The 22,998-nt window shown below is 64.2% G+C and carries 22 protein-coding genes; 12 read left to right on the forward strand and 10 right to left on the reverse strand.

Annotated features, from left to right (window positions below; genetic code table 11):
• On the forward strand, positions 1–890 hold an 890-nt coding region (locus tag CV770_RS34910; protein WP_104465585.1), incomplete at its 5' end, for an OmpA family protein.
• Positions 891–952: 62 nt separating this feature from the next.
• Here the strand turns inward: CV770_RS34910 and CV770_RS34915 are convergent.
• The 7 genes from CV770_RS34915 to CV770_RS34945 all read right to left on the reverse strand — a co-directional run bounded on the left by CV770_RS34915 (position 953) and on the right by CV770_RS34945 (position 8,873).
• The gene (locus CV770_RS34915) at positions 953–2,710 is read right to left on the reverse strand and encodes an alkaline phosphatase (protein WP_104465586.1); all 1,758 of its coding nucleotides are present in this window, start codon (positions 2,708–2,710) and stop codon (positions 953–955) included.
• 104 nt (positions 2,711–2,814) lie between these two features.
• The gene (gene argG, locus CV770_RS34920) at positions 2,815–4,152 is read right to left on the reverse strand and encodes an argininosuccinate synthase (protein ID WP_091965052.1); all 1,338 of its coding nucleotides are present in this window, start codon (positions 4,150–4,152) and stop codon (positions 2,815–2,817) included.
• 93 nt (positions 4,153–4,245) lie between these two features.
• Positions 4,246–5,022, reverse strand: a complete 777-nt coding sequence (locus CV770_RS34925) for a phosphatase PAP2 family protein (protein WP_104465587.1) — start codon at positions 5,020–5,022, stop codon at positions 4,246–4,248.
• A gap of 157 nt (positions 5,023–5,179) precedes the next feature.
• A complete protein-coding gene (locus CV770_RS34930) occupies positions 5,180–5,674 on the reverse strand; it encodes a hypothetical protein (protein WP_104465588.1) in 495 nt (164 codons plus the stop codon).
• 151 nt (positions 5,675–5,825) lie between these two features.
• Positions 5,826–7,031, reverse strand: a complete 1,206-nt coding sequence (rlmN, locus tag CV770_RS34935; RefSeq protein ID WP_104465589.1) for a dual-specificity RNA methyltransferase RlmN — start codon at positions 7,029–7,031, stop codon at positions 5,826–5,828.
• A gap of 237 nt (positions 7,032–7,268) precedes the next feature.
• Positions 7,269–7,916, reverse strand: coding sequence for an invasion associated locus B family protein (locus tag CV770_RS34940; protein WP_091965058.1), 648 nt, complete (start codon positions 7,914–7,916; stop codon positions 7,269–7,271).
• Positions 7,917–8,033: 117 nt separating this feature from the next.
• On the reverse strand, positions 8,034–8,873 hold the full coding sequence (locus CV770_RS34945) for an SDR family oxidoreductase (RefSeq protein ID WP_091965060.1): 840 nt from the start codon (positions 8,871–8,873) through the stop codon (positions 8,034–8,036).
• 220 nt (positions 8,874–9,093) lie between these two features.
• On the opposite strand from CV770_RS34945, the gene CV770_RS34950 reads away from it, so the two are divergent.
• From CV770_RS34950 to CV770_RS34960, 3 genes are all read left to right on the forward strand, one after another.
• Positions 9,094–10,068, forward strand: a complete 975-nt coding sequence (locus CV770_RS34950; RefSeq protein WP_104465590.1) for an NADPH:quinone oxidoreductase family protein — start codon at positions 9,094–9,096, stop codon at positions 10,066–10,068.
• Between the two features lie 315 nt (positions 10,069–10,383).
• Positions 10,384–11,244, forward strand: coding sequence for a hypothetical protein (locus CV770_RS34955; protein WP_104465598.1), 861 nt, complete (start codon positions 10,384–10,386; stop codon positions 11,242–11,244).
• An 18-nt stretch (positions 11,245–11,262) separates the two neighbouring features.
• On the forward strand, positions 11,263–12,426 hold the full coding sequence (locus CV770_RS34960) for a TAXI family TRAP transporter solute-binding subunit (RefSeq protein ID WP_091965062.1): 1,164 nt from the start codon (positions 11,263–11,265) through the stop codon (positions 12,424–12,426).
• A gap of 214 nt (positions 12,427–12,640) precedes the next feature.
• On the opposite strand, the gene CV770_RS34965 is transcribed toward CV770_RS34960, so the two are convergent.
• Both CV770_RS34965 and CV770_RS34970 read right to left on the reverse strand, forming a co-directional pair.
• Positions 12,641–13,030, reverse strand: a complete 390-nt coding sequence (locus CV770_RS34965; RefSeq protein WP_028139289.1) for a YkvA family protein — start codon at positions 13,028–13,030, stop codon at positions 12,641–12,643.
• A gap of 99 nt (positions 13,031–13,129) precedes the next feature.
• A complete protein-coding gene (locus tag CV770_RS34970) occupies positions 13,130–13,426 on the reverse strand; it encodes a 4a-hydroxytetrahydrobiopterin dehydratase (protein WP_283811430.1) in 297 nt (98 codons plus the stop codon).
• 148 nt (positions 13,427–13,574) lie between these two features.
• On the opposite strand from CV770_RS34970, the gene CV770_RS34975 reads away from it, so the two are divergent.
• Together CV770_RS34975 and CV770_RS34980 are read left to right on the forward strand one after the other, a co-directional pair.
• Positions 13,575–15,020, forward strand: coding sequence for a TAXI family TRAP transporter solute-binding subunit (locus CV770_RS34975; RefSeq protein WP_104465591.1), 1,446 nt, complete (start codon positions 13,575–13,577; stop codon positions 15,018–15,020).
• 182 nt (positions 15,021–15,202) lie between these two features.
• Positions 15,203–16,744 carry an alkaline phosphatase D family protein gene (locus tag CV770_RS34980; RefSeq protein WP_104465592.1) on the forward strand — a complete coding sequence of 514 codons (1,542 nt, stop codon included), beginning with the start codon at positions 15,203–15,205 and terminating at the stop codon, positions 16,742–16,744.
• 3 nt (positions 16,745–16,747) lie between these two features.
• On the opposite strand, the gene CV770_RS34985 is transcribed toward CV770_RS34980, so the two are convergent.
• On the reverse strand, positions 16,748–17,131 hold the full coding sequence (locus CV770_RS34985) for a response regulator (RefSeq protein ID WP_104465593.1): 384 nt from the start codon (positions 17,129–17,131) through the stop codon (positions 16,748–16,750).
• Between the two features lie 179 nt (positions 17,132–17,310).
• On the opposite strand from CV770_RS34985, the gene CV770_RS34990 reads away from it, so the two are divergent.
• The 6 genes from CV770_RS34990 to typA all read left to right on the forward strand — a co-directional run bounded on the left by CV770_RS34990 (position 17,311) and on the right by typA (position 22,859).
• Complete coding sequence (locus tag CV770_RS34990) at positions 17,311–18,075, forward strand: Crp/Fnr family transcriptional regulator (RefSeq protein WP_091965070.1); 765 nt, start codon at positions 17,311–17,313, stop codon at positions 18,073–18,075.
• A gap of 81 nt (positions 18,076–18,156) precedes the next feature.
• Positions 18,157–18,873: a prolipoprotein diacylglyceryl transferase gene (locus CV770_RS34995; protein WP_091965072.1), complete on the forward strand. Its 717-nt coding sequence runs from the start codon at positions 18,157–18,159 to the stop codon at positions 18,871–18,873.
• Entirely contained in the window at positions 18,854–20,299 is a 1,446-nt protein-coding gene (locus CV770_RS35000) for a radical SAM protein (protein WP_104465594.1), read from the forward strand. Before CV770_RS34995 ends, CV770_RS35000 begins: the two co-directional genes overlap by 20 nt.
• Positions 20,296–20,517, forward strand: a complete 222-nt coding sequence (locus CV770_RS35005; protein WP_104465595.1) for a hypothetical protein — start codon at positions 20,296–20,298, stop codon at positions 20,515–20,517. The genes CV770_RS35000 and CV770_RS35005 overlap by 4 nt, the downstream gene beginning before the upstream one ends.
• Positions 20,514–20,795 (forward strand): hypothetical protein, encoded by a 282-nt coding sequence (locus tag CV770_RS35010; RefSeq protein WP_104465596.1) that lies wholly within the window; start codon positions 20,514–20,516, stop codon positions 20,793–20,795. The genes CV770_RS35005 and CV770_RS35010 overlap by 4 nt, the downstream gene beginning before the upstream one ends.
• Before the next feature lie 237 nt (positions 20,796–21,032).
• The gene (gene typA, locus CV770_RS35015; protein WP_104465597.1) at positions 21,033–22,859 is read left to right on the forward strand and encodes a translational GTPase TypA; all 1,827 of its coding nucleotides are present in this window, start codon (positions 21,033–21,035) and stop codon (positions 22,857–22,859) included.
• Positions 22,860–22,998: the final 139 nt, after the last annotated feature.

Here is a 22,998-nt window from a genome sequence, read left to right on the forward strand (position 1 = left end):
ACCGCAACCAGCGACGCGAGGTCGTCGAAGGCGGCCGCACCGTCTACACCGAGCCGGACCGCATCATCATCCGCGACCCCGGTGGCCAGGAGTATGTCCGCGGCAACGATCTCTATCGCTTCCGCTATGGCGCCCGCGACATCCGTACCGAGACGGTCGGCGGCGAAACCCGCACGGTCGTGATCCGTCCTGATGGCAGCGAGGTGATTACGGTGGTCGGGGCCGACGGTCAGATGCTGCGGCGAATCCGCAGGGACCAGCGCGGACGCGAGCTCGTCATCATCGACAACACCTACCGCGATCCGCAGGCGGTCGGCGGCTTCTATGTCGACGTGCCGCCGCCGGTGGTCAACATGCCCTACGATCGCTACATCGTCGACGCCGAGGAGGCCTCGCCGGACGTGATCTACGAGACGATGCGGGCACCGCCGGTGCAACGGATCGCACGACGCTACTCGCTCGACGAGATCCGCTACAGCCCCAATGTTCGCATGCAGATGCCGAGCATTGACGTCAACACGATCACTTTCGAGACGGGATCGTGGACCATCCCGCCCGATCAGGCGGCGCGGCTGCAAGTCATCGCCGACGGCATCAACCAGGCGATCCAGGCCAATCCGCAAGAGGTGTTCCTGATCGAGGGCCACACCGATGCGGTCGGCAACGACGTCGACAATTTGTCATTGTCGGATCGCCGGGCGCAGGCCGCCGCCGAATTGCTGACCCAGCAATTCAATGTGCCGGCGGAGAACCTGCAGTCGCAGGGCTACGGCAAGCAGTACCCGAAGGAGCAGACGGACGGCCCAAGCCGCATCAACCGCCGCGTCACCGTCCGCCGCATCACCCCGCTGCTCAACGGCGGCCAGGCCAGCGCGGCCCCGCCGCGCTGAGGCGAAAGCACGAACGCAAATGGCCGGGAGCGATCCCGGCCATTTTTTGTTGGCGCGGCGAGCTACCGCCCGGCAGCGAGCCCAAGCGCGTCGGCGATGACGCGAAACACTTCGGTATTGTCCATCGAGCCATGCACGCGATCGCTGCCCGGCCCGGCCGCCGTCAGGATGACGTCCTCGCCCGAATGCACGCTGGCGCCGATCAGCGCCGGCAGATTGCCGAAGCGCAGCACGACGCCCGGGACGTCCTTGTATTTGTCGTTGGCCTTGAAGGTCGCATTGTCTTCACCCTTCACGGTCGGGTCGTTGGGATTGTCGAGCTTCGGGCGGAAAGTCTCGTAATGATCCGGCAGGCTGGCCGAGAAGATGGCAAGCCGGCGGCTCACATCGACGCGTGACGGATAGCCCTCCGCATCCGGGGCCGGATAATTGGGAAATCCGGCCTGCTCGTGGACGCCGACGCGCTCGCGCAGTGGCACGTTGGGGGTGGCGCCCATGTCGTCGTTCACCGTGCCGACGAGGCTGTTGGGATGATTGTGGTCCGCCAGCACCAAGATGAGGGTGTCGTCGCCGCGCGCCCGCGCCCATTCGCGCGTCTGGCGCACAGCATTGTCGAGCATGATCGTGTCGTAGACGGCCCGCTCCATGTCGAGCAGATGCGCGTATTTGTCGATCATGCCGGATTCGACCATCAGGAAGAAGCCGGCCTCGTTTTTCGAGAGGATGCTCAGCGCCGCCTGCACCTGCTCGGTCAAGTCAGGCTGCTCGGGAAACTTCTTCACGCCGCCACCTTTGAGGAACTTGCGGTCAAGCACGCCGTCCATGTTGCCGGTGGCGAACAGGCCAAGCAGCTTGCCCGCCTCCGGCTTTGCGGCAGAAGCGCTGAGCTCGGCCGCGGTGGTCGCGACCTGATAGCCTGCGTCACGAAACTTCGCGATGTAGTCGGTCTCGTCCTTGCGCTTGGAGCCGGCGGCGGATTTCGGCAGGAAATTCGCGCTGCCGCCGCCCATGAGAACATCAGGCTTCGCCGTGAAGAATTGCTCGACGATCTCGTCATAGGCCGCACGCCGGCGCGTATGCGCGACCATCGCCGCCGGCGTCGCGTCCTCGATCTCGGTGTTGGTGACGATGCCGATCGCCATGCCGAGCCGCCTCCTGGCGAGGCTCGTGATGGTTTCGACCCGGGGATCGTCGAACGGGCTTGCGGTGCGGTCCGCATAGACGCCGAGGGCGTTGACGGCACTCTTGTGCCCGGTCGCATAGGCGCTGGCCGAGTTCGCGGAGTCCGTGATGATCGAGTCCGAGCCCGCGGTCGCCACCAGTGCCATGTGAGGCATGTCGTCGATGGCGAGCTTGCCGCGGCTCTTGCCCTCCGAAATGCCCTTGGACAGGATTCGGGCCGCGACCCGATGCGCCGGCGACATGCCGTCACCGATGAACAGGATGACGTTCTTCGCCTTGCGCGGACCCGTGTCGTAGACCGTCCATTTGACGCTGCGCTGGCGCGTGCCGCCGCTCACATCCACGGCAATGCTACCCGGCGTGGTCAGCGTGACGTCGCGCAGGATCAGCGCCGACTGCTCCTTGCCGTCCTCGCGCTCGATGAAGGTCGCCGAACGGCCGAACGTGGTCGCGTAATCCGCGCCGTTCACCGTGACCTTCAAGCTGGCGGGATCGACCGGCCCGGGGAATTCGACCTTGAAGTCGAACTGGGCTCCGGCAAGGATCTCGGCACGATCGATCGGATAGATCGTCTGTGCCGACAGTGACGTTGTCCAAAGCAAGACGATGAGAGAGGCGACGGCCGATCCCTTGACCATGTTCGATGCTCCGCGATGCCCATTCAGGGGGAAGCGGGGAGCCTAACGGCCGAGGATGACACCGTCATTATGTCGCGCACCGCCCGATCGGGCGGCAAAAGGCCTCAACCCTTGTCGCTCTCGAGCCGGAAGATCTGCGAGCCTTCGCTGCCCGAGAGCAGGCCGGTGTCGCTGTAGAGCTTCAGCTTGGTCCGGGTGTCGGCGATGTCGAGGTTGCGCATGGTCAGCTGGCCGATGCGGTCGGCTGGCGAGAACGCGGCGTCCTCGACCTTCTCCATGCTCAGCCGCTCCGGCGCATAGGTGAGGTTCGGGCTCTCGGTGTTGAGGATCGAATAATCGTTGCCGCGGCGCAGCTCCAGCGTCACCTCGCCGGTGACGGCGCGCGCGACCCAGCGCTGCGCAGTCTCGCGCAGCATCAGCGCCTGCGAGTCGAACCAGCGGCCCTGATAGAGCAGGCGTCCCAGACGCATGCCGCTGATGCGGTACTGCTCGATGGTGTCCTCGTTGTGGATGCCGGTGACGAGGCGCTCATAGGCGATGTGCAGCAGCGCCATGCCCGGCGCTTCATAGATGCCGCGGCTCTTGGCCTCGATGATGCGGTTCTCGATCTGGTCGCTCATGCCGAGGCCGTGACGGCCGCCGATGACGTTGGCTTCCAGGAACAGCGCGACGGGATCGGCGAAGGTCTGGCCGTTGAGCGCGACTGGCTGGCCTTCCTCGAAACGAACCACGACTTTCTCGGCCTTGACGGCGCAGTCGTCGCGCCAGAACGGCACGCCCATGATCGGGTTGACGATCTTGATGCCGCTGTCGAGGCTCTCGAGGTCCTTGGCTTCGTGCGTGGCGCCGAGCAGATTGCTGTCGGTCGAATACGCCTTCTCGGCGCTCATCTTGTAGGCAAAGCCCTGCGCGGTCATGAATGCCGACATCTCGGCGCGGCCGCCGAGCTCGTCGATGAACTGCTGGTCGAGCCAGGGCTTGTAGATCTTCAGGCCGGGATTGGTGAGCAGGCCGTAGCGGTAGAAGCGCTCGATGTCGTTGCCCTTGAAGGTCGAGCCGTCGCCCCAGATGTTGACGCCGTCTTCCTTCATCGCCGCGACCAGCATCGTGCCGGTGACAGCGCGGCCGAGCGGGGTGGTATTGAAATAGGTGATGCCGCCGGTCGAGATATGGAAGGCGCCCGACTGGATCGCGGCGATACCTTCATGGACCAGCTGCGTGCGGCAATCGACGAGCCGGGCCTTCTCGGCACCGAACTCCATCGCCTTGCGCGGGATCTCGTTGTAGTCGGCCTCGTCGGGCTGGCCGAGATTGGCGGTGTAGGCGTAGCAGCGCGCGCCCTTCTGCTTCATCCAGAGTAGCGCCGCAGAGGTGTCGAGGCCGCCCGAAAAAGCGATGCCGACTTTCTCACCCTTGGGCAGGCTTTTCAGGATCGTGGTCATGGCGCTTCCAATCGGGTCTCAAGGGGCTGATGTCATGGACGGGTTGACCGCGCGAATATCAAATTTCGCGGGGCTCGGCACCCATTTAATGGCTTAAACCGAGGGTTCGGGACCGGTCTTGCCGCCGAACAGGCGCCGGCGGAGCCGGTAGGCGGGCATGTTCAGCCGGGTCAGGGCGGCATCGACCGCCTCGTCCGAGAACCGGGTCCGTGGCCAGCGGTAGATCAGCGCGTAGGCAAACCAGATCACGACGAAACTGACGAGGCCGGCGATCGCCACATCGGTGAAGAAATGGCCGCCAAACGCCATCCGCAACCCGCTGGTGACGGCGCCGAACACAACCGCGCCGGCATAGGCGAGCGGCCGCCATGCCGGCGGCGCCAGCGCGGCCGGCGCCAGCGTCCAGAACGCGGTCGCGCCCTCGCCCGAGAAGAACGAGCAGTTGCGCACGCAATCGCCGCGCGGATCCCACCACGCCACGAACTGCTGGTCGCCGGCAAACTGCGTCACCACCACCGGGCGCGGGCGGCCCCAATAGGTCTTGAAGGTGAGGTTGGTGAGGATGCCGGCCGACATGATGATCGTGACCAGCAGAAACACGATCGCGCGTCCCGACACCATCAAGGGACGGTCGGGCCGGATCATCTTGACCACGAGCGCCACAAGCGAGGGCAGCACGAAGGCCCAGGCGACCCACATCGCGGCGTCCCGCGCAAAGCCCGCCCAGTCGTTCAGCTTGAGCGGAAAGGTCTTCGTATCGGGGTCGAAGAACAGCGACGCGAGCTTGAGATCGAGCTCGGGGTAGAGGCCGAAAACGACGCCGATCACGAGCCACAGCGCCAGGGCGATGAAGAGTCCAGTCCGGTTCATGGCGCGCGGTTTAGCGGAGTGGAGAGGCGATGGAAACCCTTGCCAGGGTCATTCCGGGGCGGCTCGCAGAGCCGAACCCGGAATCTCGAGATTCCCCGGTGCACAGTTGCGCACCTGAGGTCTGGTCCTTCGGACCATCCCGGAATGACGAAGCAACCTACCGCGCGTCCGGCCTCGAATTCGACGGCAGCGGCGGAGGCGGCCGGCGCGGGGGCGGCGGGATGCGCCAGGCGCCGGCATTGCGGCCGGCAATCAGCCAGTAGACCACGCCGGCGACGATGCCCGCGCCGGTCATGATCTCCAGATGGCGCCGCACGATGCCTTCGAACTGAAACGTGTCGGAGTGAAAGGGAACGAGGCCGAGATAGCAGGCAAGCCCGACGAGGCCGCCGCCAACGGCATAGGCGAGCGCGCTGCGGATGTAGAGGGCTTCGGTGATGGCAACGATCACTGCCGCCGGCACCAGCGCAAAGCCGGAGATGAAGATGAAGCCGAAGCCGAGCAGGATGTCGATCGTGCCCTGATCGACGGGGCCGGCGCCGAGATCGGCGAACTCCGGAAACAGCAGCGCGACGACCACGATCATGCCGCCGACGAAACAGGCGGCAAGGAAGCCGATGAAGATGACGATGAGGCGGCCGATCAGGGACATGGGATCAGCAGGTTGCCGATCAATGGCGTCGCGACGCTCACGACCGTCATGCCCGGGCTTGACCCGGGCATCCACGACTTTCGTGCTCGCCGCTCGACGTGGATGGCCGGGTCAAGCCCGGCCATGACGAGCATTGAGGACGTTGCCATCCTCAATCCGTCATCGCCATAGCGCGCAGCGCCTGGCGTTCCCTGGCGCTGAGCTTCTCGGTCTCCGACTTGAGCTGGCCGCAGGCGGCGAGGATGTCGCGGCCGCGCGGCGTGCGCACCGGCGAGGAATAGCCGGCATTAAAAATGTATTCGGAGAATTTCTCGATCTGGTCCCAGTCCGAACATTCATAGGCGGTGCCGGGCCAGGGATTGAATGGGATCAGGTTGATCTTGGCGTGAATGCCCTTGAGCATCTTCACCAGCAATTTTGCATCGTCGAGCGAATCGTTGACGCCCTTGAGCATCACATATTCGAAGGTGATGCGGCGCGCATTCGAGGCGCCGGGATAATCGCGGCAGGCCTGCAGCAATTCCTTGATCGGATATTTGCGGTTGAGCGGCACCAGCTCGTTGCGCAGCTCGTCGCGTACCGCGTGCAGCGAGATCGCGAGCATGACGCCGATCTCCTCGCCGGCGCGCACGATGTTCGGCACCACGCCCGAGGTCGACAGCGTGATGCGGCGGCGGGAGATGCCGATGCCTTCATTGTCGCCGACGATCAGCAGCGCATCGCGCACCGCGTCGAAATTGTAGAGCGGCTCGCCCATCCCCATCATCACGATGTTGGTGACGCGGCGCGTGCCGTCCTCGCGATCGGCCCAATCATTCAACCGATCCCGCGCCACCATGATCTGTCCGACGATCTCACCGGCGGTGAGATTGCGCACCAGGCGCTGCGTGCCGGTGTGGCAGAAGGAGCAGTTCAGCGTGCAGCCGACCTGCGAGGAGACGCAGAGCGTGCCGCGATCGGTCTCGGGAATATAGACGCACTCGACTTCATGAGCGCGCTCGACATTGTCGCCGCTCGGCAGACGCAGCAGCCATTTGCGGGTGCCGTCGTTGGAGATCTGCTCGGCCACGACTTCGGGGCGGTCGACCGTAAAATGCTGCGCGAGCTCGGCGCGAATGCCCTTCGAGATCGAGGTCATGTCGTCGAAGCTTTGAGCGCCGCGGAAATAGAGCCAGTGCCAGAGCTGCTGCACGCGCATCTTGCGTTGCGCCGGCGCGACGCCGATCTCGCCGAGACGATCGGCAAGCTCCGTGCGCGACAGACCGATCAGCGAAGGCCTCGCCGGCGGCACATAGGTCTCGAGTGGCGTCTTCTCCACCAGGATTGCGTTATGCGGCTCGGTCGTCGTCGGTTGCATTGAATGGACCTAAAGGTTTTGTGTCGTTTCGGAATGGTCCGAAGGGATCGCAAAGCGACCCTGAGGACCAGACCTCAGGTGCGCAATTGCGCACCGGGGAACCTCGAGATTCCGGGTTCGATGCTGCGCATCGCCCCGGAATGACGGAAGAAATCTGGAACCGGCCCTATATAGCAACCGGAACAGCCGATTGCGACCGTGGCTGTCGCTTAGCCTTAAAGGACTAAGCCGAGAGGCTTACCGCCGGCAATCCTGGGCGATCTTGTCCAGCGCCTGCGCGAGGCCTTTCAGCGAGAACGTGTCGGTCGTCTCGGTGCCCTTGGCCGAGACCCCCTTGACGACCAGCTCGGCGGATTTGCGCATGGCTTCGACCATCCGCTCCTCCTCGGCCGCGTTCTTGATCCAGAGGCCGTCGCCCTGCGTATACATCGCGAAGGCGGCGCCGCCGACCTCGACCGACGATTCCGAGCCCGGCTTCAGGGCGTAGCCGATCATGACCGAGACTTCGTTGTTCACCTTCTCGGTCGGACGGGTCGAGACGAAGGCATAAGCGGGATCGCGCGGCCGATTCGGCGGATTGGTCTTCGACGACGAGGGTTTTGCCAGCGCGAAGCAGACTTTCTTGCCGTTGGGGGTGGCCGAATAAGCGCCCCAGGTGCCGAACTGGCCGATCAGGGTCGGCTCCGCGCCACCCGCAACCGCGGCGGGCGGGGCCGCAGGCTTGCTCTCGGGCTTTGCCGCGCTCTTTGCAGCCGTATTGGCCGCCGGAGCCGCCGACTTCGGTGCGGCCTTCGGCGCCGGTTGCGCCGTCTGCGCTCGCGCAAGATCGGCGATCCCGCACGTCATCATGCCGATCATCAAAGCTAAAGATAGCACCCGCCACATGCTGGAGTGGTTCCCTCAATATTGTGACTGGAAGATGGCCCGGCCGCGCTTTGTCCCCCGGCAGGGATAGCCGGGAAAGTCCAATTTGGGAAGGCAGTTAGCGGTATCGGCGGCGCCTTAAGCTTTGGATCGCGCGGCGCGCTGGTCGGCCCATTGCGTCTCGGTCCAGCGCAACAAATCCTCGGCGCCGGAACTGCGCAAATGCGCGCCACCGTCGATGACGACCATCTCGCCATTGATGTAAGCAGCGCGGTCCGAGACCAGGAAGCTGGCGAGGTCGGCAAGCTCGCTGTGCTCTCCGGTCCGGCCAAGCGGATTGCGCGCGGTCCAGCCTTCGTCACGGCCTTCGGGGCGGAGCTGCCCCGACGCGCCCGCGGTCGGGAACGGACCCGGGGCGATGGCGACGGTGCGGATGCCTTTCGGTCCCCATTCCACCGCGAGGCTTTTGGTCATCGCCAGCAGCGCCGATTTCGCCATCGCCGACGGCACGGTGAAGGCACGCCCGGTGATGGTCGAGGTCGAGAGGATCGAGAGCACGACGCCGCCGTGCTTGTCCTCGATCCAGCGCCTGCCGGCGGCGAGCGTGCAATACATCGCGCCATGCAGCGTCGGCGCGAGGATCGCATCGGCTGCTCGGAACGATAGATGCTCGCTCTGTGCGATGAACGTCGCAGCGGCGTTGTTGACAAGGATATCGAGGGGCGCCTCGCGCCAGATCTGCTCCATCATGCTATCGACGGCGGCGCCGTCGCGGATGTCGCAGGCGATGGTGGTGACCTTGCCACCGGTCTCTTCGCGCATCTCGCTCGCGGTTGCGTCCAGCCGGTCGAGCTTGCGGCCGCAGATCACGAGCTCGGCGCCGAGTGCAAGGAAACGGCGTCCCATCGCCGCGCCAAGGCCGGAGCCGCCGCCGGTGACGAGGATGCGCTTGCCCCTGAGCAGACCTGTTTCAAACATCGTTTGAATCCTCCCTTTTCTTCTTGCTCCGTCATTGCGAGCGCAGCGAAGCAATCCAGAATCCGTCCAGCGGAAATAGTCTGGATCGCTTCGCTGCGCTCGCAATGACGAGGATAGGCCCTCGCGCTGCCCTAGACAAAGAATCCGGATTGTCCGGCCGCAGTAAATCCGGCAGAAACGGCCAAACTATAATTCCACTCGAAACGCCCAAGGTGCCGTCATGAAAGCCATCCTCTGCTCGCAATATTGCCAGCCTGACGATCTCGTGCTGGCCGAGGTGCCGGATCCGGTGGCCGGTCCCGGCGAAGCGGTGATCGCGATCAAGGCGGCGGCGCTGAACTTCTTCGACATCCTGATGATTCAGGGCAAGTACCAGATCAAGCCGCCATTCCCGTTCTCGCCGGCCGCGGAAGTCGCGGGCGTGATCGAGAGCATCGGCGCCGGCGTGACCGATCTGAAGGTCGGCGATCGCGTGGTCGCCTCCTGCGGCCACAACGGCGCGCGCGAGAAGATCGCGCTGCCGGCGGCCTCGATCGTGAAGATCCCCGACAATCTCGATTACGACCGCGCGGCCGGCATCATCATCATTTACGGGACGGCGCTGCATGCGCTGGAAGATCGCGCCAGCCCGAAGTCGGGCGAGACGCTTGCGGTGTTAGGCGCGGCCGGCGGCACCGGCCTTGCCGCCTGCGAGCTCGGCAAGCTGATGGGATTGAAGGTGATCGCCTGCGCTTCGTCGGACGAGAAGCTCGAATTCGCGAAAGCGCATGGCGCCGAGCTGACGCTGAACTACGCCAAGGAAGATCTGAAGGAAGGCTTGCGAAAACTCACGGGCGGCAAGGGCGTCGACATCATCTTCGATCCGGTTGGTGGTGCCTATGCCGAGCAGGCGCTGCGCTCGATCGCGTGGGAAGGCCGCTTCCTCGTGATCGGTTTCGCCGCGGGCGACATTCCGAAGATGCCGCTGAACCTCGCGCTCTTGAAGGGCTGCGACATCCGCGGCGTGTTCTGGGGCGCCTGGACCCGACAGAATCCGGAGAAGAACCGCGCCAATCTCGAGAAGCTCGTGAAGTGGACCGCGGAAGGAAAGATCTCGTCGCATGTCGACCGCATCTTCCCGCTGGCGCAGACAGCGGATGCACTGAAGGTGCTCGCGGGGCGTCAGGCCATGGGCAAGGTGATCCTGCATCCGTGAGGATGTAGGCGTCGCCATCGCCACATACACAACTGTCACCGCTCGAATCGCTGGCGTCGCTGAAGCTGCGCCAGCTTTTTCGTGCGCCGTCGCCTGGTAAAGGTCCCTCAACCATTCCCGCCAAAATTGCGGTGCATTCCCCGGCTTCGCCGCAATCAAACCCAAATCTCTCCCGATTCGCGCAAATCGTCGTCGTTTTTTGGTCTGATTCAGACGGCGATTTACCGGCTCCAGTTTGCGGGGTACTTCTGGACAACAATAAAAAGACTGAAGCCGGGAATGCCCCTGCGTTGCGTAGTAATGGGGAGCATCACCATGGAGACGACGGCGTACCGCCCGTCGAAGGAGTCGAGTGCGCTCGACTTCAATCGAGCCGCATCACATCCGCCGACCGCGTCCTTTGTCCGTGCGCGCGCCGCACGGGCCGATCTTTCGCAGGACGATCCGATTCCGCTGTTCCTGTCCGATCCGCTCGGTGCGCCGGACCCAAGCGAATATACGCCGGTGGAGTTGCGTTCCAGAATTGTGCCGCGTGTTCTCGCGGCTGTTCTGGCAGCGTCCACCCTGGCAGTTCTGGCCGTCCTGTATCAATCCGACTTTCGCGGCTTCATGACCGCCAATGCCGGTAGCTGGGTGGGGGTCGCGCCGGACATGGCCATGGCGTCGGCCAATGCGCCGGCGACACCGCAGACCCCGCTCAAGGATCCGGCCCGCGTGTCCGACACGACGCTGGCGAGCGCCGACTTACGGGACCTCCCTGCACCGCTGGCGCCAAGCCGCGAAGCGATAGCGACCGCCTATCAGGTTGCGCTGCAAGCGCAAGGACCGGTGCAAGGACCGGTGCAAGCACCGGAGCCCGTCGCGGCACAGCCTGCACCGCCTGAGCCGGTCAGGACGCTCGACGCCGACACGCTGGCAGGGTTGATGACGCGCGCGAAGAGCCTGTTGAGGATCGGTGACATCGCCGCAGCGCGGCTGCTGCTCGAACGCGCGGCCAATGCGCAAGATGCAACGGCCGCGCTTCTGCTGGCGCAGACCTATGATCCCACGGTGCTCGGCACCAGCGATGCGCGAAGTGTCATTGCCGACGCATCCGCCGCACGTGACTGGTACCAGCGGGCTGCATCACTCGGATCGGCGGAGGCGCGCCAGCACCTCGTCCGGTTTCAGAACTAGAACTCTTCAGAGGACATCATGCGTAACGCTTTTGGAATGGCACTTGCAGCCATCATGACGATCTATGCCTCCACCGCCAGCGGCGCCGAGCAGACCGAATATGATCCGGCCAAGGTCTCGGACGGCCTGAAGGCGATCTTCCAGTTCGGCTCGACCTCGACCAAGCAGGCGCTGAATGCCAACACCGTCACGCTGATCACCGGCACGATCGGCGGCACCTACGTGCAGTTCGGCGCCGACCTTGCCTCGGTGCTCGACGACGGCAACAAGATCCGCGTGCTGCCGATCGTCGGCCGCGGCTCGGTGCAGAGCGTTGCCGACATCCTGTTCCTGCAAGGCGTCGATCTCGGCATCGTGCGGGCCGACACGCTCGACTATCTCGAGCGCAAGGGTTTTGCCAAGGACATCAAGAAACAGTTCACCTATGTGACAAAGCTCTACAACGAAGAGATGCAGGTGATCGCGCCGAAATCGATCGCGACATTGAAAGACCTCGAAGGCAAGAAGGTCAGCGTCGACCTGCCCAATGGCGGCACCTTCGTCACCGCGCTCACGGTGTTCGAGCGGCTCGGGATCAAGGCGAACTTCGTCTATGTCGAGCAGCGCATCGCGATGGAGAAATTGAAGGCCGGCGAGATCGACGCCGTCATCGTGGTCGGCGGCAAGCCGTACAAATCGGTCTCGACCTTCAACAATGACGGCCGCTTCCATCTTGCCAAGGTCGACTATGCAAAGCCGCTCCAGAGCGACTATCTGCCGGCGACGCTGACGACCAAGGACTATCCGAACCTGATCAAGGAGGGCGAGAGCGTGGACACCATCGCGGTGCCGGCGGTGCTCGCGGCCTATAGTTGGGCGCCAAACACCGAACGCTATCGCAAGCTCGCGCTGTTCGTGGACGCGTTCTTCACGAAATTCCCGGCGCTCCAGAACCCGCCTTTCCATCCCAAATGGAAGGAGGTCTCGCTCGCGGCACCCCTGTCGGGGTGGAACAGATTGCCGGTGGCGCAGCAATGGCTCGACAAGCACGGCGTCGAGCCGGTGACACGGCAACGATTCGAGGCGTTCCTGAAGCAGAGTCCCACGGCCGCAAACGTGTCCGACGTGGACAGGGAAAAGCTGTTCAAGCAATTCCAGGCATGGGACGCGGAGAAGGCGCGGGCGGAGGCGGGGAAGAAGTAGCGAGCTTCATCCCCACATTCGCTGTCATCGCCCGCCTTGTGCGCACTTGCCACTGGGGCGGGCGATCCGGCATGCCAGAGGCAGTCGCGATTGAACCGAGACGCCGCGGCGTACTGGATTCCTCGCCTGCCGCCTTCGCTAAAGCTGGACATCAACCCCGGCGAAGCCTTGGCGGAGCCGGGTCGCGGGGAATGACAGCGGTGGGAGATCGCGCCTACTGCGCAGCGCCTTCTTCCATCTCACCCACACCGCGCTTCAGCACGGCGCGCGCGGCTTCGCGATGCTCATTCGTGATGTGGCCGGAAACCATGCGGATGGCGGTGGCGAGCACCGCGGCGTCGTCGGCGAAGCCGAGGACCGGCATCACGTCGGCGACGAAATCGAACGGCAGGATGAAATAGGCGATCGCACCTAACAGCGCGGCCTGGACGTGGCGCGGGGTCTGCCGGTCGAATGCGCAGTAATATGCAGCAAGCAGGTCTTCCGCGAACGGCAGCTGCGCGGCGACACGCTTCAGCTTGCGCCAGAAGCGGCGACGCACGCTCTCACGATCTTCCGCGAGCCGGTCGGCCGGCTCGAAACCGACGCTGTGTTCGGCAGCCATCTTCGACAAACTCCCCGTTCGGCCCCGGGCGGCGGATCGCCGATCCCGGCTGATCACAAGATGGGGATGTGGCCGATCGCTGCAAGACGTCGGCCGGTCTCAGCCTGCGATCGCGTTCATCGTCCTGGCCAGCGCGACGTCGAGCGCCGTGACGCCGCCGGCGTCGTGGGTCGACAGCACCACCTCCACCGTCTTGTAGACGTTGCGCCATTCGGGGTGGTGATCCATCTTCTCGGCGGCCAGCGCAGCGCGGGTCATGAAGCCGAACGCCTCGTTGAAATCCTTGAAGATAAAGGTTTTGCCGATGGCATCCCGGCCCTGAACCTCGCTCCAACCGGGCAGTCCGCCCAGCGCCTGCCTGCGCGCCTCCGCCGAAAGCCGATCTGCCATGGTCATGTCTCCGTCCTTCAGGGGAACTTTACTCTAACACCCCGCTGACGCCCGGGTTCATACGGGGATTTCCGCCATCCGCTAACCATGACGGAGATGTAACCCCGCCGGACAAGAAATTTGCTACAATTACGGGCGTAAATCGCCGGCCAAGATGAAACTGAGCCTGAAGCGCCTGTTTGGGAGATCGATGACCGGGGGATTGGACCTGGCCGAAACGCCCTCTCCGCCTTCGCCGCGATCCGCGGCGCGGAAGACCGCGCTCGTGTCTCTTGCGCTCGTGCTTGCCATCATCGGCGCACTCGTCGGCGGCTACTACTTCGCCATGCGGCCCGTGACGTTGAAGATCGCGGTCGGTCCCGCCAACAGCGACGACGTCAAGGTCGTGCAGGCGCTGACGCAGGCCTTCACGCAGAGCAAGGGCCAGGTGCGGCTGCGACCGATCCAGACCGACGGCGCCACCGCCAGCGCCAATGCGCTTGCGGAAGGCAAGGTCGATCTCGCCATCGTGCGCGGCGACCTCGACGTGCCCAAAAACGCGCAAGCGGTCGCGACCCTGCGCAAGAACGTCGTGGTGCTGTGGTCCGTACCGGGCAAAGGCAGGAAGCGGGGCGCGAAGATCACCAAGATCTCGCAGCTCGCCGGCCATCGCGTCGGCGTGGTCGGCCGCACCCAGGCCAACGTCAATCTGCTCAAGGTGATCCTCCAGCAATACAACGTCGATCCCGCCAAGGTCGAGATCGTGCAATTCCCGGCCAACGAGGTCGCCGAAGCGATCAAGGCCCAGAAGGCCGACGTCTATCTCGCGGCCGGCCCGGTCAACAGCAAGATCACGGCAGACGCGATCGCCGCCTCCACCAAGGATTTCGGCGCGCCCAGCTTCCTCGCGATCGAGTCCGCGGATGCGATCGCGCAGAACCACCCGGTCTACGAAGCGTCCGAGATTCCCGCCGGCACCTATGGCGGCTCGCCCGCCCGCCCGGATGACGAGGTCAAGACCATCAGCTTCTCGCACCACGTCGTGGCGCGCAAAGGCGTGTCCGAAACCACCATCGCAGCGTTCACGCGCCAGCTCTTCGCCGTGCGCCAGCAGCTGGTGACGGAATTCCCGCTGGCGGCGAAGATCGAGACACCCGACACCGACAAGGATGCGGTGATCCCGGTACATCCGGGCGCTGCCGCCTTCGTCGACGGCGAGGAAAAGACCTTCCTCGACAAATACAGCGATTACATCTGGTGGAGCCTGATGGCGTTGTCCGCCATGGGCTCGATCGGCGCCTGGTTCGCGGGCTATCTGAAGAAGGACGAGCGCGACAACAACAACCATCAGCGCGAACGGCTGCTCGACATGATCGCCGCCGCACGTAGATGCGAGACGACCGAAGAGCTCGACCAGATGCAGACCGAGGCTGACGAGATCCTGCGCGACACGCTGCGCTGCTTCGATCACGGCGCGATCGAGGAAGCCGCGCTCACCGCCTTCAACATCGCGCTGGATCAGTTCCACGCCGCCGTCGCCGACCGCAAGGCGGTGCTGTTCAGCCTGCCGCAGAACCTGCAACGCGCGGGCGCGCAGTTCAGGGCCGCCGGCAACGCGTGACGCCTGCGCGCGTTATCGCTGCGTCACATTGTCTCAATATAGCTCACACGGTCATTCCGGAATGGTCCGAAGGACCAGACCGCAGGTGCGCAATTGCGCACCGGGGATGCTCAAGATTCCGGATTCGCGCTTCGCGCGCCCCGGAATGACAGCGCAAGACAGCTAGCCAGCGAACCCGTCCCATGAACATCAAATTCTCCCGCCGCCGCTTCCTTGCCACCAGTGCCGGTGCGCTCGGCACGATGGCGATGCCCTATCTCTCGCGCGCCGCGGACCGGCCGATGGTCACTCATGGCGTGCAGTCGGGCGACGTCACTGTCGACGGCGGCGTGGTGTGGGCGCGCACCGATCGGCCCGCGCAGATGCTGGTCGAGGTGGCGACGACGGAGTCATTCAGGGATGCCCGCGCGCTGCCGCCGATCGCAGCGCTCCCCGACAGCGACTTCACCGCAAAGATGCTGATCGACAGCCTGCCGGGCGGCCAGGACATCTTTTATCGCGTCCGCTTCCGCGATCTCTCCCACAGCGCCATCGAGGGCGAGCCGGTGGTCGGCCGCTTCCGCACCGCGCCGGCCGACCGCCGCGACGTCAGTTTCGTCTGGGGCGGAGACGTCGCCGGCCAGGGCTGGGGCATCAATCCCGACGACGGCGGCATGTTCACCTTCTCGACGATGCGCAAGCACCGGCCGGATTTCTTCCTGCATTCGGGCGACACCATCTATGCCGACGGCCCGATTGTATCCGAGGTGAAGCTCGCCGACGGCAAGATCTGGAAGAACGTCACCATCCCCGAGAAGGCCAAGGTCGCCGAGACGCTGGACGAGTACCGCGCCGCGCACAAATACAATTTCACCGACGAAAACCTCCGCGCCTTCAATGCCGAGGTGCCGATCTTCGTGCAATGGGACGACCATGAGGTGACCAACAACTGGTCGCTGTCGAAGGAATTGCCGGCCGCCTACAAGGAGCGCGACATCGCCTTGCTCGCCGCCCGCGCGGGCCGCGCCTTCCACGAGATGTATCCGATGCGCGAGAGCATCGTTGAGCCGGGCCGGGTCTATCGCCAGATCTCCTACGGCCCGCATCTCGACGTGTTCATGCTCGACGAGCGCAGCTATCGCGGTCCGAACGGCCCCAATCTCGAAACCGCTTACGGCCCCGCCAACTACTTCCTCGGCCCGGACCAGATCGCCTGGCTCAAGCGCGGCCTGCTCAATTCGCGCGCGACCTGGAAAGTGATCGCCTCCGACATGCCGCTCAGCCTTGTCGTCTCGGACACGCCGAAGGGCGGCTCGGAAGCGATCGCGCAGGGTGACGGCCCGGTGCGCGGCCGCGAGTTCGAGATCGCCGACATCCTGCGTTTCATCAAGATGGCGCCAATCAGCAACACGGTGTGGCTGACGGCGGACGTGCACTACGCTGCCGCGCATTATTACGATCCAAACAAGGCGCAATTCCAGGAGTTCGAACCGTTCTGGGAATTCGTGTCGGGCCCGCTGCATGCCGGCACGTTCGGTCCTAACGCGCTCGACAACACCTTTGGACCCGAGGTGCGCTTCGTCAAGGCGCCGGGCAAGGACAGCCAGAACCTGCCGCCCTCCGCCGGCATGCAGTTCTTCGGTCACGTCAAGATCGACGGCGCCTCGGGCCAGATGACGGTGACTTTACGCGACCGCGCCGACGTCGCGCTGTGGTCGACCACGCTCGATCCGAAGCAGGCCTGATCGCTAATCGAGGGCGCGCACCTTGAGCGCCGCCTCCAGCGCGTCGCTCGAGCACGGCTTCTGCAACCGCGGCTGGCCGGAGAATTCAGGCGGAATGCGCGCCTCGGCGCCATAGCCGGTCACGAAGACGAACGGGATCTTCAGCGCGGCCAGCCGCGCGGCGACCGCAAAGCTCGTCTCGCGGATCAACTCGACGTCGAGCAGCGCGAAGTCGGGCGCACGGTTGGCGATGGCGCCCAGCGCCTGCGTCACCGACCCGACGGTCCGCACGCCCGTCACCCCAAACCCGAGCAGACGGTCCTCGAAATCGATGGCGATGATCGGATCGTCCTCGACGATCAGAACATCGACCGGCCAGCTTGAGCCATTGGAAAGTGCGGGTGTCATGATCGCATCTTGTGTGTCGGGGATTCGGATCAGGACTGCCGCGACACGATGCCTGCGCACAGCGCACCGGAGGGTTCCTGGAACGAAACCCACCACATTGCCGTTCTCCAGTCTGTCCACTTGTGCACACAGGGAATGCACGGAACTCGTTAAGATGGGGAGGAGGATGGGAGTTCACGATGGATGCGCGTATCAGCAAGATGACCGAGGTCGAGAGCCGTCCGGCCAACAATCTGTTGCGGCGTTTGAGCCAGGCAGACTACGCCCTGCTCGCACCGCACGTGACCGTCGAAAACTCCGCCGCCAGCCAGCTGCTCTACAGCCCCGGTGACGATGTCCAGGTCGTCCACTTCCCCTGCGGACCGGCGCTCGCGACCTTTCTGGTCCCCAACGAGGATGGCCGAGACGTCGAGACCATCCTGGTCGGTCGCGAAGGCGCGGTGGGCGGCATCGTCAGCGAGGGATTCCTGCCGGCCTATACTCGGATCTGCGTGAAATTCGGCGGCCCGTTTGCGCGCGTTCATGTCGCCAAGCTGGAAGCGGCCAAGCTGCGCTCGGCGTCGCTGCGCAACATCTTTGCCCGCTACGCCGATTGCATGCTGGCGCAGATCTTCCAGTCGACCGCCTGCAATGCGATCCATTCGATCGAACAGCGGACCGCCAAATGGATCTTGGCGGCGATGGAGCGCACCGGCGACGAGGACAGCGTGCCGCTGACCCACGAACAGCTTGCGACGCTGCTCGGCGTTGGCCGCAGCTATGCCAGCCGCGTGCTTCAGTCGTTCAAGGCAGAACGGATTCTCGACACCAGGCGCGGATCGATCCTGGTTCGCAACCGCGACGGCCTGAGGCTTCGCGCCTGCCTGTGCAACGACGCGGTGAAAATGCATTTCGAAGAGGTGCTGCGCGGCGTCTACCCGACCGAAGAGCGCGAAGCCAGCTAGCGGTCCGCCTCGCTTCTCCGGCGTGGAGAACGAGCAGGCGCACTATCCCGCACGGCCGGAACCTGGGCTAATATCCCCCGCATGAGCGGGGCTTTGCTTCATACTCTCTTCGACATTGTAGCCTGGCTGGCGGCGGCGGCGGCCGTCTACTGGCTGTCGCGACAGCGCCTGCAGTTTCCGGCGCAATCCTTCGAGCTGCCCTATATCGCGGCGCTGGTGTTCGGCGCGGGCCTCGGGGCCTACCTGTTCGGCTCCGCCAATCTGTGGCTGTCGGGCGAGAGCGGCATTGCGCGCTCGGTCGAGGGGGCGCTGGCCGGCGGCATCGTCGCGATCGAGCTCTACAAATGGTCCGCGGGGATCGCCGCGCGAACCGGTGCCCGTTTTGCGCTGCCGCTGGCGCTCGGCATCGCGATCGGCCGGCTCGGCTGCTATTTCGCGGGCCTCGACGATTTCACTTATGGCACGCCGACGACGCTGCCCTGGGCCCATGATTTCGGCGACGGCGTTCTGCGCCATCCCGTGCAGCTCTACGAGAGCGCGGCCATGGCCGTATTCGCGCTGCTCTATGTGCTGGCCGTCGTGAACCGGAACGCCTTTGTGATCACCAATGGTTTCTACCTGGTTCTCGTCTATTATGGAGCGCAACGCTTCTTGTGGGAATTCCTCAAGCCCTACGGCACGCTGATCGGCCCCTTCACCCTGTTTCACCTGCTGTCGCTGTCCATTTTGCTCTACGCCGGCGTCATGCTGGCGACGGCGCCCAAAGCGAGACCCATGCATGAACGCGCCGTTGCGTAAGTCGCGTCCCTATATTTTCTGGGGCCAGACCCAATCTCTTTGCGAGACCTGCCTGAAGCTAGTGCCGACCAAGATCCAGATCCTGGACAACGAGGTCTGGTACGAAAAGCGCTGCAAAGAGCATGGCGTCCAGTCGACGCTGGTGTCGACGGATGCCGCCTATTGGCGCCTGTGCAAGGATTTCATCAAGCCAGGTGACCGGCCGCTACAATTCCAGCAGCGCACGGAATTCGGCTGTCCCTATGATTGCGGTCTCTGTTCCGACCACGAGCAGCATTCCTGCCTGGCGCTGATCGAGATCACCGAGCACTGCAACCTCACCTGCCCGGTTTGCTTCGCCGAATCCTCGCCCGCGCGCACGAAATTCACCCCGCTCGCGACGATCGAGAAGATGCTGGATGCGCTGGTCGCAAGCGAGGGCGAGCCCGATCTCGTGCAGATTTCCGGCGGTGAGCCGACGCTGCATCCTGATTTCTTCGAGATCCTGGACGCGGTGCGCGCCCGCCCGATCCGGCACGTCATGATCAACACCAACGGCCTGCGCATCGCCCGCGAAAAGGATTTCGTGGCGCGGCTCGCCGAGAACAGGCGCGGGCTGGAGGTCTATCTCCAGTTCGATTCATTGCAGCGCGATGCGCTGATCGACCTGCGCGGCGCGGATTTGCGAAAAATCCGCCAGCAGGCGCTGGAGAATCTCGAGCATTTTGGCGTGTCGACCACGCTGGTCGCGACCATCAAACGCGGCGTTAACGATTCCGAGATCGGCGACATCGTTCGCCACGCCCTGACCTGGACATGCGTGCGCGGCGTCACGCTGCAGCCGGTGCAGGACGCCGGCCGCAACGAGAATTTCGACGAGAAAACCGACCGCATCATGCTGTCGGAGATCCGCAAGCGCGTGATCGAGACCGGCGTGTTCGGCGACAAGGACATGATCCCGCTGCCCTGCAATCCCGAAAGCATCTCGATCGGCTATGGCCTGCGCAATGGCGAGAGGGTGCTGCCGCTGACCTCGCTGATCCCGCAGGAGCAGCTCGTCGCCGTGATGCCCAACACCATCAGCCCGGAGAAATATCCGGTGCTTCGTGAGAAATTCGTCGATCTGTTCTCGCTGTCGTCGGGGCCGCTCAACACCTCCGAGCGCGTCTGCGAGCTGCTGTGCTGCCTGCCGAGCTTTAAGGTGCCGGAAGGGCTCTCTTACGAGAACGTCTTCCGCGTCACCATCGTGCAGTTTCTCGATCGCTTCAATTTCTGCGTCGGCAACGTCAAGCGCAGCTGCATCCATTTCGTGACGGAGCAAGGCGCAATCATTCCGTTCGACACCTACAATCTGTTCTACCGCAACGGCAAGATCGACGGCATTCGCGCGGCGCTGCGCGGCGACACTTATCGGGAAACCACGCAGAGCGAGGAGATGCCTCGTTGAGCGAGACGCCTCCACCTCCACCGTCGCGAAGCGGACTTGCCACCGCGGGGATGGTGATGTTCGGGGTGATCCTGCTGCTGCCCGGCATCTGCGCCTTGATCTTCATCGCCGACTCGTCGATCCCCTTGGATATCCGTTTCGTCCCCGTCCTCGTCCTCACACTGCTGGTGGCATTCGCCGGCGTGATGCTGATCAGGGCCGCGAGAAAGAGACCATGAGCGATTCCAGCACCCGTCCACCGGCAGTGCCTCCGCAGAACCAGCAACAGCGCAGCGGCTGCCTGACCGCGCTGATGGCGATCGCCGGCATCTTCATGCTGCTGCCGGGGCTCTGCGCGCTCCTGTTTGGCGGAATGTCAGTGGTCGAGGGTGGCCAGATCCCCTCCGACATCGCGTCGCTGGTGTTTTTGGGACTAGTCATCGGCATCGGAGGCGTCGTCTTGATCTGGGCGGCCATCATGGGGCGAAAGACCCCGCCGGCCCGGAACGGCAGCTAACCCCCGGAGATTCCCGGGCAAAATTCAGTCAACCAAGGCCCAAAGAACGCATTGTTTTTTGGCGGTTTTTGCATATATTGCGGCGCAACGCGTAGGCTGCCCGGTCGATATGGCCGGGCTTCCTTTTTGGGCGGAAAGCGCCCCGTTTCCAGTCTTCCAGCGTTGTTTCGAGAAGAGGTCCCGGTCCGACCGGCGAGATCGCGCTTAACCCATTGTTCGAACCAAAGAAGCTCACTCATGAACCTCCGTAACGTCGCCATCATCGCTCACGTCGACCACGGCAAGACGACCCTGGTCGACAAACTCCTCCAGCAGTCCGGCACGTTCCGCGAGAACCAGAAGGTGACCGATCGCGCCATGGACTCCAACGATCTGGAGCGCGAGCGCGGCATCACCATCCTGGCCAAGGCGGCCTCGGTGCAGTGGAAAGACACCCGCATCAACATCGTCGACACCCCCGGCCACGCCGATTTCGGCGGTGAGGTCGAGCGCATCCTGAACATGGTGGACGGCGCCCTGGTGCTGGTGGACGCCGCGGAAGGCCCGCTGCCGCAGACCAAGTTCGTGGTCTCCAAGGCGCTCAAGGTCGGCCTCAAGCCGATCGTCGTCATCAACAAGGTCGACCGTCCCGACGCGCGCCCGACCGAAGTCATCAACGAGGTGTTCGACCTGTTCGCCGCGCTCGACGCCAGCGAAGAGCAGCTCGACTTCCCGATCCTGTACGGGTCGGCCAAGCAGGGCTGGATGGCCGACAGCCCGGAGGGTCCGAAGGACAAGGGCATGGAGCCGCTGTTCGACCTGATCCTGCGCCACGTCGCGCCGCCGAAGGTCGAGGAAGGTCCGTTCAGGATGATCGGCACCATTCTCGAGGCCAACCCCTATCTCGGCCGCATCATCACCGGCCGCATCTCCTCCGGCATCCTCAAGCCGAACCAGCAGGTCAAGGTGCTCAACGCCGAGGGCAAGCTGGTCGAATCCGGGCGCATCACCAAGATCCTCGCGTTCCGCGGTCTCGAGCGCACGCCGCTCGATGAAGCCGAAGCCGGCGACATCGTCGCCATTGCCGGCCTGACCAAGGGCACCGTCGCCGACACCTTCTGCGATCCGACCGTCGAAGTGCCGCTGCCGGCGCAGCCGATCGATCCGCCGACCGTGTCGATGTCGTTCATCGTCAACAACTCCCCGCTCGCCGGCACTGAAGGCGACAAGGTGACGAGCCGCATGATCCGCGACCGTCTGTTGCGCGAAGCCGAAGGCAACGTCGCGCTGCGCGTCGTCGAAGCCTCCGACAAGGACGCGATGGAAGTCTCGGGCCGCGGCGAATTGCAGCTCGCGATCTTGATCGAGACCATGCGCCGCGAGGGCTTTGAGCTTTCGGTGTCGCGCCCGCGCGTCGTGTTCCAGAAGGACGAAGCCACCGGCGCCACCCTGGAGCCGATCGAGGAAGTCGTGATCGACGTCGACGAGGAACACTCCGGCGTCGTCGTGCAGAAGATGAGCGAGCGCAAGTCCGAGCTGATCGAGATGAAGCCCTCGGGCGGCAACCGTCAGCGCCTGGTGTTCTACGCGCCGACCCGTGGCCTGATCGGCTACCAGGGCGAGCTGCTCACCGACACCCGCGGCACCGCGATCATGAACCGCCTGTTCCACGGCTACGCTCCCTATAAGGGCGAGATCCAGGGCCGCCGCAACGGCGTCCTGATCTCCAACGACCAGGGCGACGCGGTGGCCTACGCCATGTTCAAGCTGGAAGACCGCGGCCCGATGATGATCGAGCCCGGCTGGAAGGTCTACAAGGGCATGATCGTCGGCGAGCACACCCGCGACAACGATCTCGAGATCAACGTGCTCAAGGGCAAGCAGCTCACCAACATCCGCACGACCTCGAAGGACGAAGCCGTGCGCCTGACCCCGCCGATCCGCATGACCCTGGAAAAGGCGCTCGCCTATATTGAGGACGACGAGCTCGTCGAGGTCACGCCGAAGTCGATCCGCCTGCGCAAGAAGCATCTCGACCCGAACGAGCGCAAGCGCGCCGAAAAGTCCAAGGAAGCGGTGGCGTAAGGCCACCGTTCTCCGTAGTGCCGTAGGGTGGGCAAAGCGCAAGCGTGCCCACCAATGGACGATGGTGGGCACCGCGCAAGAGCGCCTTTGCCCACCCTATACCCGTCCGGCTTCAGCACACTCAGCGAACGTGCTAGAG

It is taken from the genome of Bradyrhizobium sp. AC87j1, from assembly GCF_002936975.1.
Lineage (GTDB): Bacteria > Pseudomonadota > Alphaproteobacteria > Rhizobiales > Xanthobacteraceae > Bradyrhizobium > Bradyrhizobium shewense.

Coding starts and splice junctions, on each gene's coding strand:
- CV770_RS35010 (WP_104465596.1), top strand. CDS start 20,514: ATGAGCGATTCCAGCACCCGTCCACCGGCAGTGCCTCCGCAGAACCAG.
- CV770_RS35000 (WP_104465594.1), top strand. CDS start 18,854: ATGAACGCGCCGTTGCGTAAGTCGCGTCCCTATATTTTCTGGGGCCAG.
- CV770_RS34915 (WP_104465586.1), bottom strand. CDS start 2,710: ATGGTCAAGGGATCGGCCGTCGCCTCTCTCATCGTCTTGCTTTGGACA.
- rlmN (WP_104465589.1), bottom strand. CDS start 7,031: ATGCAACCGACGACGACCGAGCCGCATAACGCAATCCTGGTGGAGAAG.
- CV770_RS34945 (WP_091965060.1), bottom strand. CDS start 8,873: ATGTTTGAAACAGGTCTGCTCAGGGGCAAGCGCATCCTCGTCACCGGC.
- CV770_RS34960 (WP_091965062.1), top strand. CDS start 11,263: ATGCGTAACGCTTTTGGAATGGCACTTGCAGCCATCATGACGATCTAT.
- CV770_RS34985 (WP_104465593.1), bottom strand. CDS start 17,131: ATGACACCCGCACTTTCCAATGGCTCAAGCTGGCCGGTCGATGTTCTG.
- CV770_RS34925 (WP_104465587.1), bottom strand. CDS start 5,022: ATGAACCGGACTGGACTCTTCATCGCCCTGGCGCTGTGGCTCGTGATC.
- CV770_RS34970 (WP_283811430.1), bottom strand. CDS start 13,426: ATGACCATGGCAGATCGGCTTTCGGCGGAGGCGCGCAGGCAGGCGCTG.
- argG (WP_091965052.1), bottom strand. CDS start 4,152: ATGACCACGATCCTGAAAAGCCTGCCCAAGGGTGAGAAAGTCGGCATC.
- CV770_RS34965 (WP_028139289.1), bottom strand. CDS start 13,030: ATGGCTGCCGAACACAGCGTCGGTTTCGAGCCGGCCGACCGGCTCGCG.
- CV770_RS34990 (WP_091965070.1), top strand. CDS start 17,311: ATGGATGCGCGTATCAGCAAGATGACCGAGGTCGAGAGCCGTCCGGCC.
- CV770_RS34975 (WP_104465591.1), top strand. CDS start 13,575: ATGAAACTGAGCCTGAAGCGCCTGTTTGGGAGATCGATGACCGGGGGA.
- CV770_RS34940 (WP_091965058.1), bottom strand. CDS start 7,916: ATGTGGCGGGTGCTATCTTTAGCTTTGATGATCGGCATGATGACGTGC.
- CV770_RS34955 (WP_104465598.1), top strand. CDS start 10,384: ATGGAGACGACGGCGTACCGCCCGTCGAAGGAGTCGAGTGCGCTCGAC.
- CV770_RS34995 (WP_091965072.1), top strand. CDS start 18,157: ATGAGCGGGGCTTTGCTTCATACTCTCTTCGACATTGTAGCCTGGCTG.
- CV770_RS34950 (WP_104465590.1), top strand. CDS start 9,094: ATGAAAGCCATCCTCTGCTCGCAATATTGCCAGCCTGACGATCTCGTG.
- CV770_RS34930 (WP_104465588.1), bottom strand. CDS start 5,674: ATGTCCCTGATCGGCCGCCTCATCGTCATCTTCATCGGCTTCCTTGCC.
- typA (WP_104465597.1), top strand. CDS start 21,033: ATGAACCTCCGTAACGTCGCCATCATCGCTCACGTCGACCACGGCAAG.
- CV770_RS34980 (WP_104465592.1), top strand. CDS start 15,203: ATGAACATCAAATTCTCCCGCCGCCGCTTCCTTGCCACCAGTGCCGGT.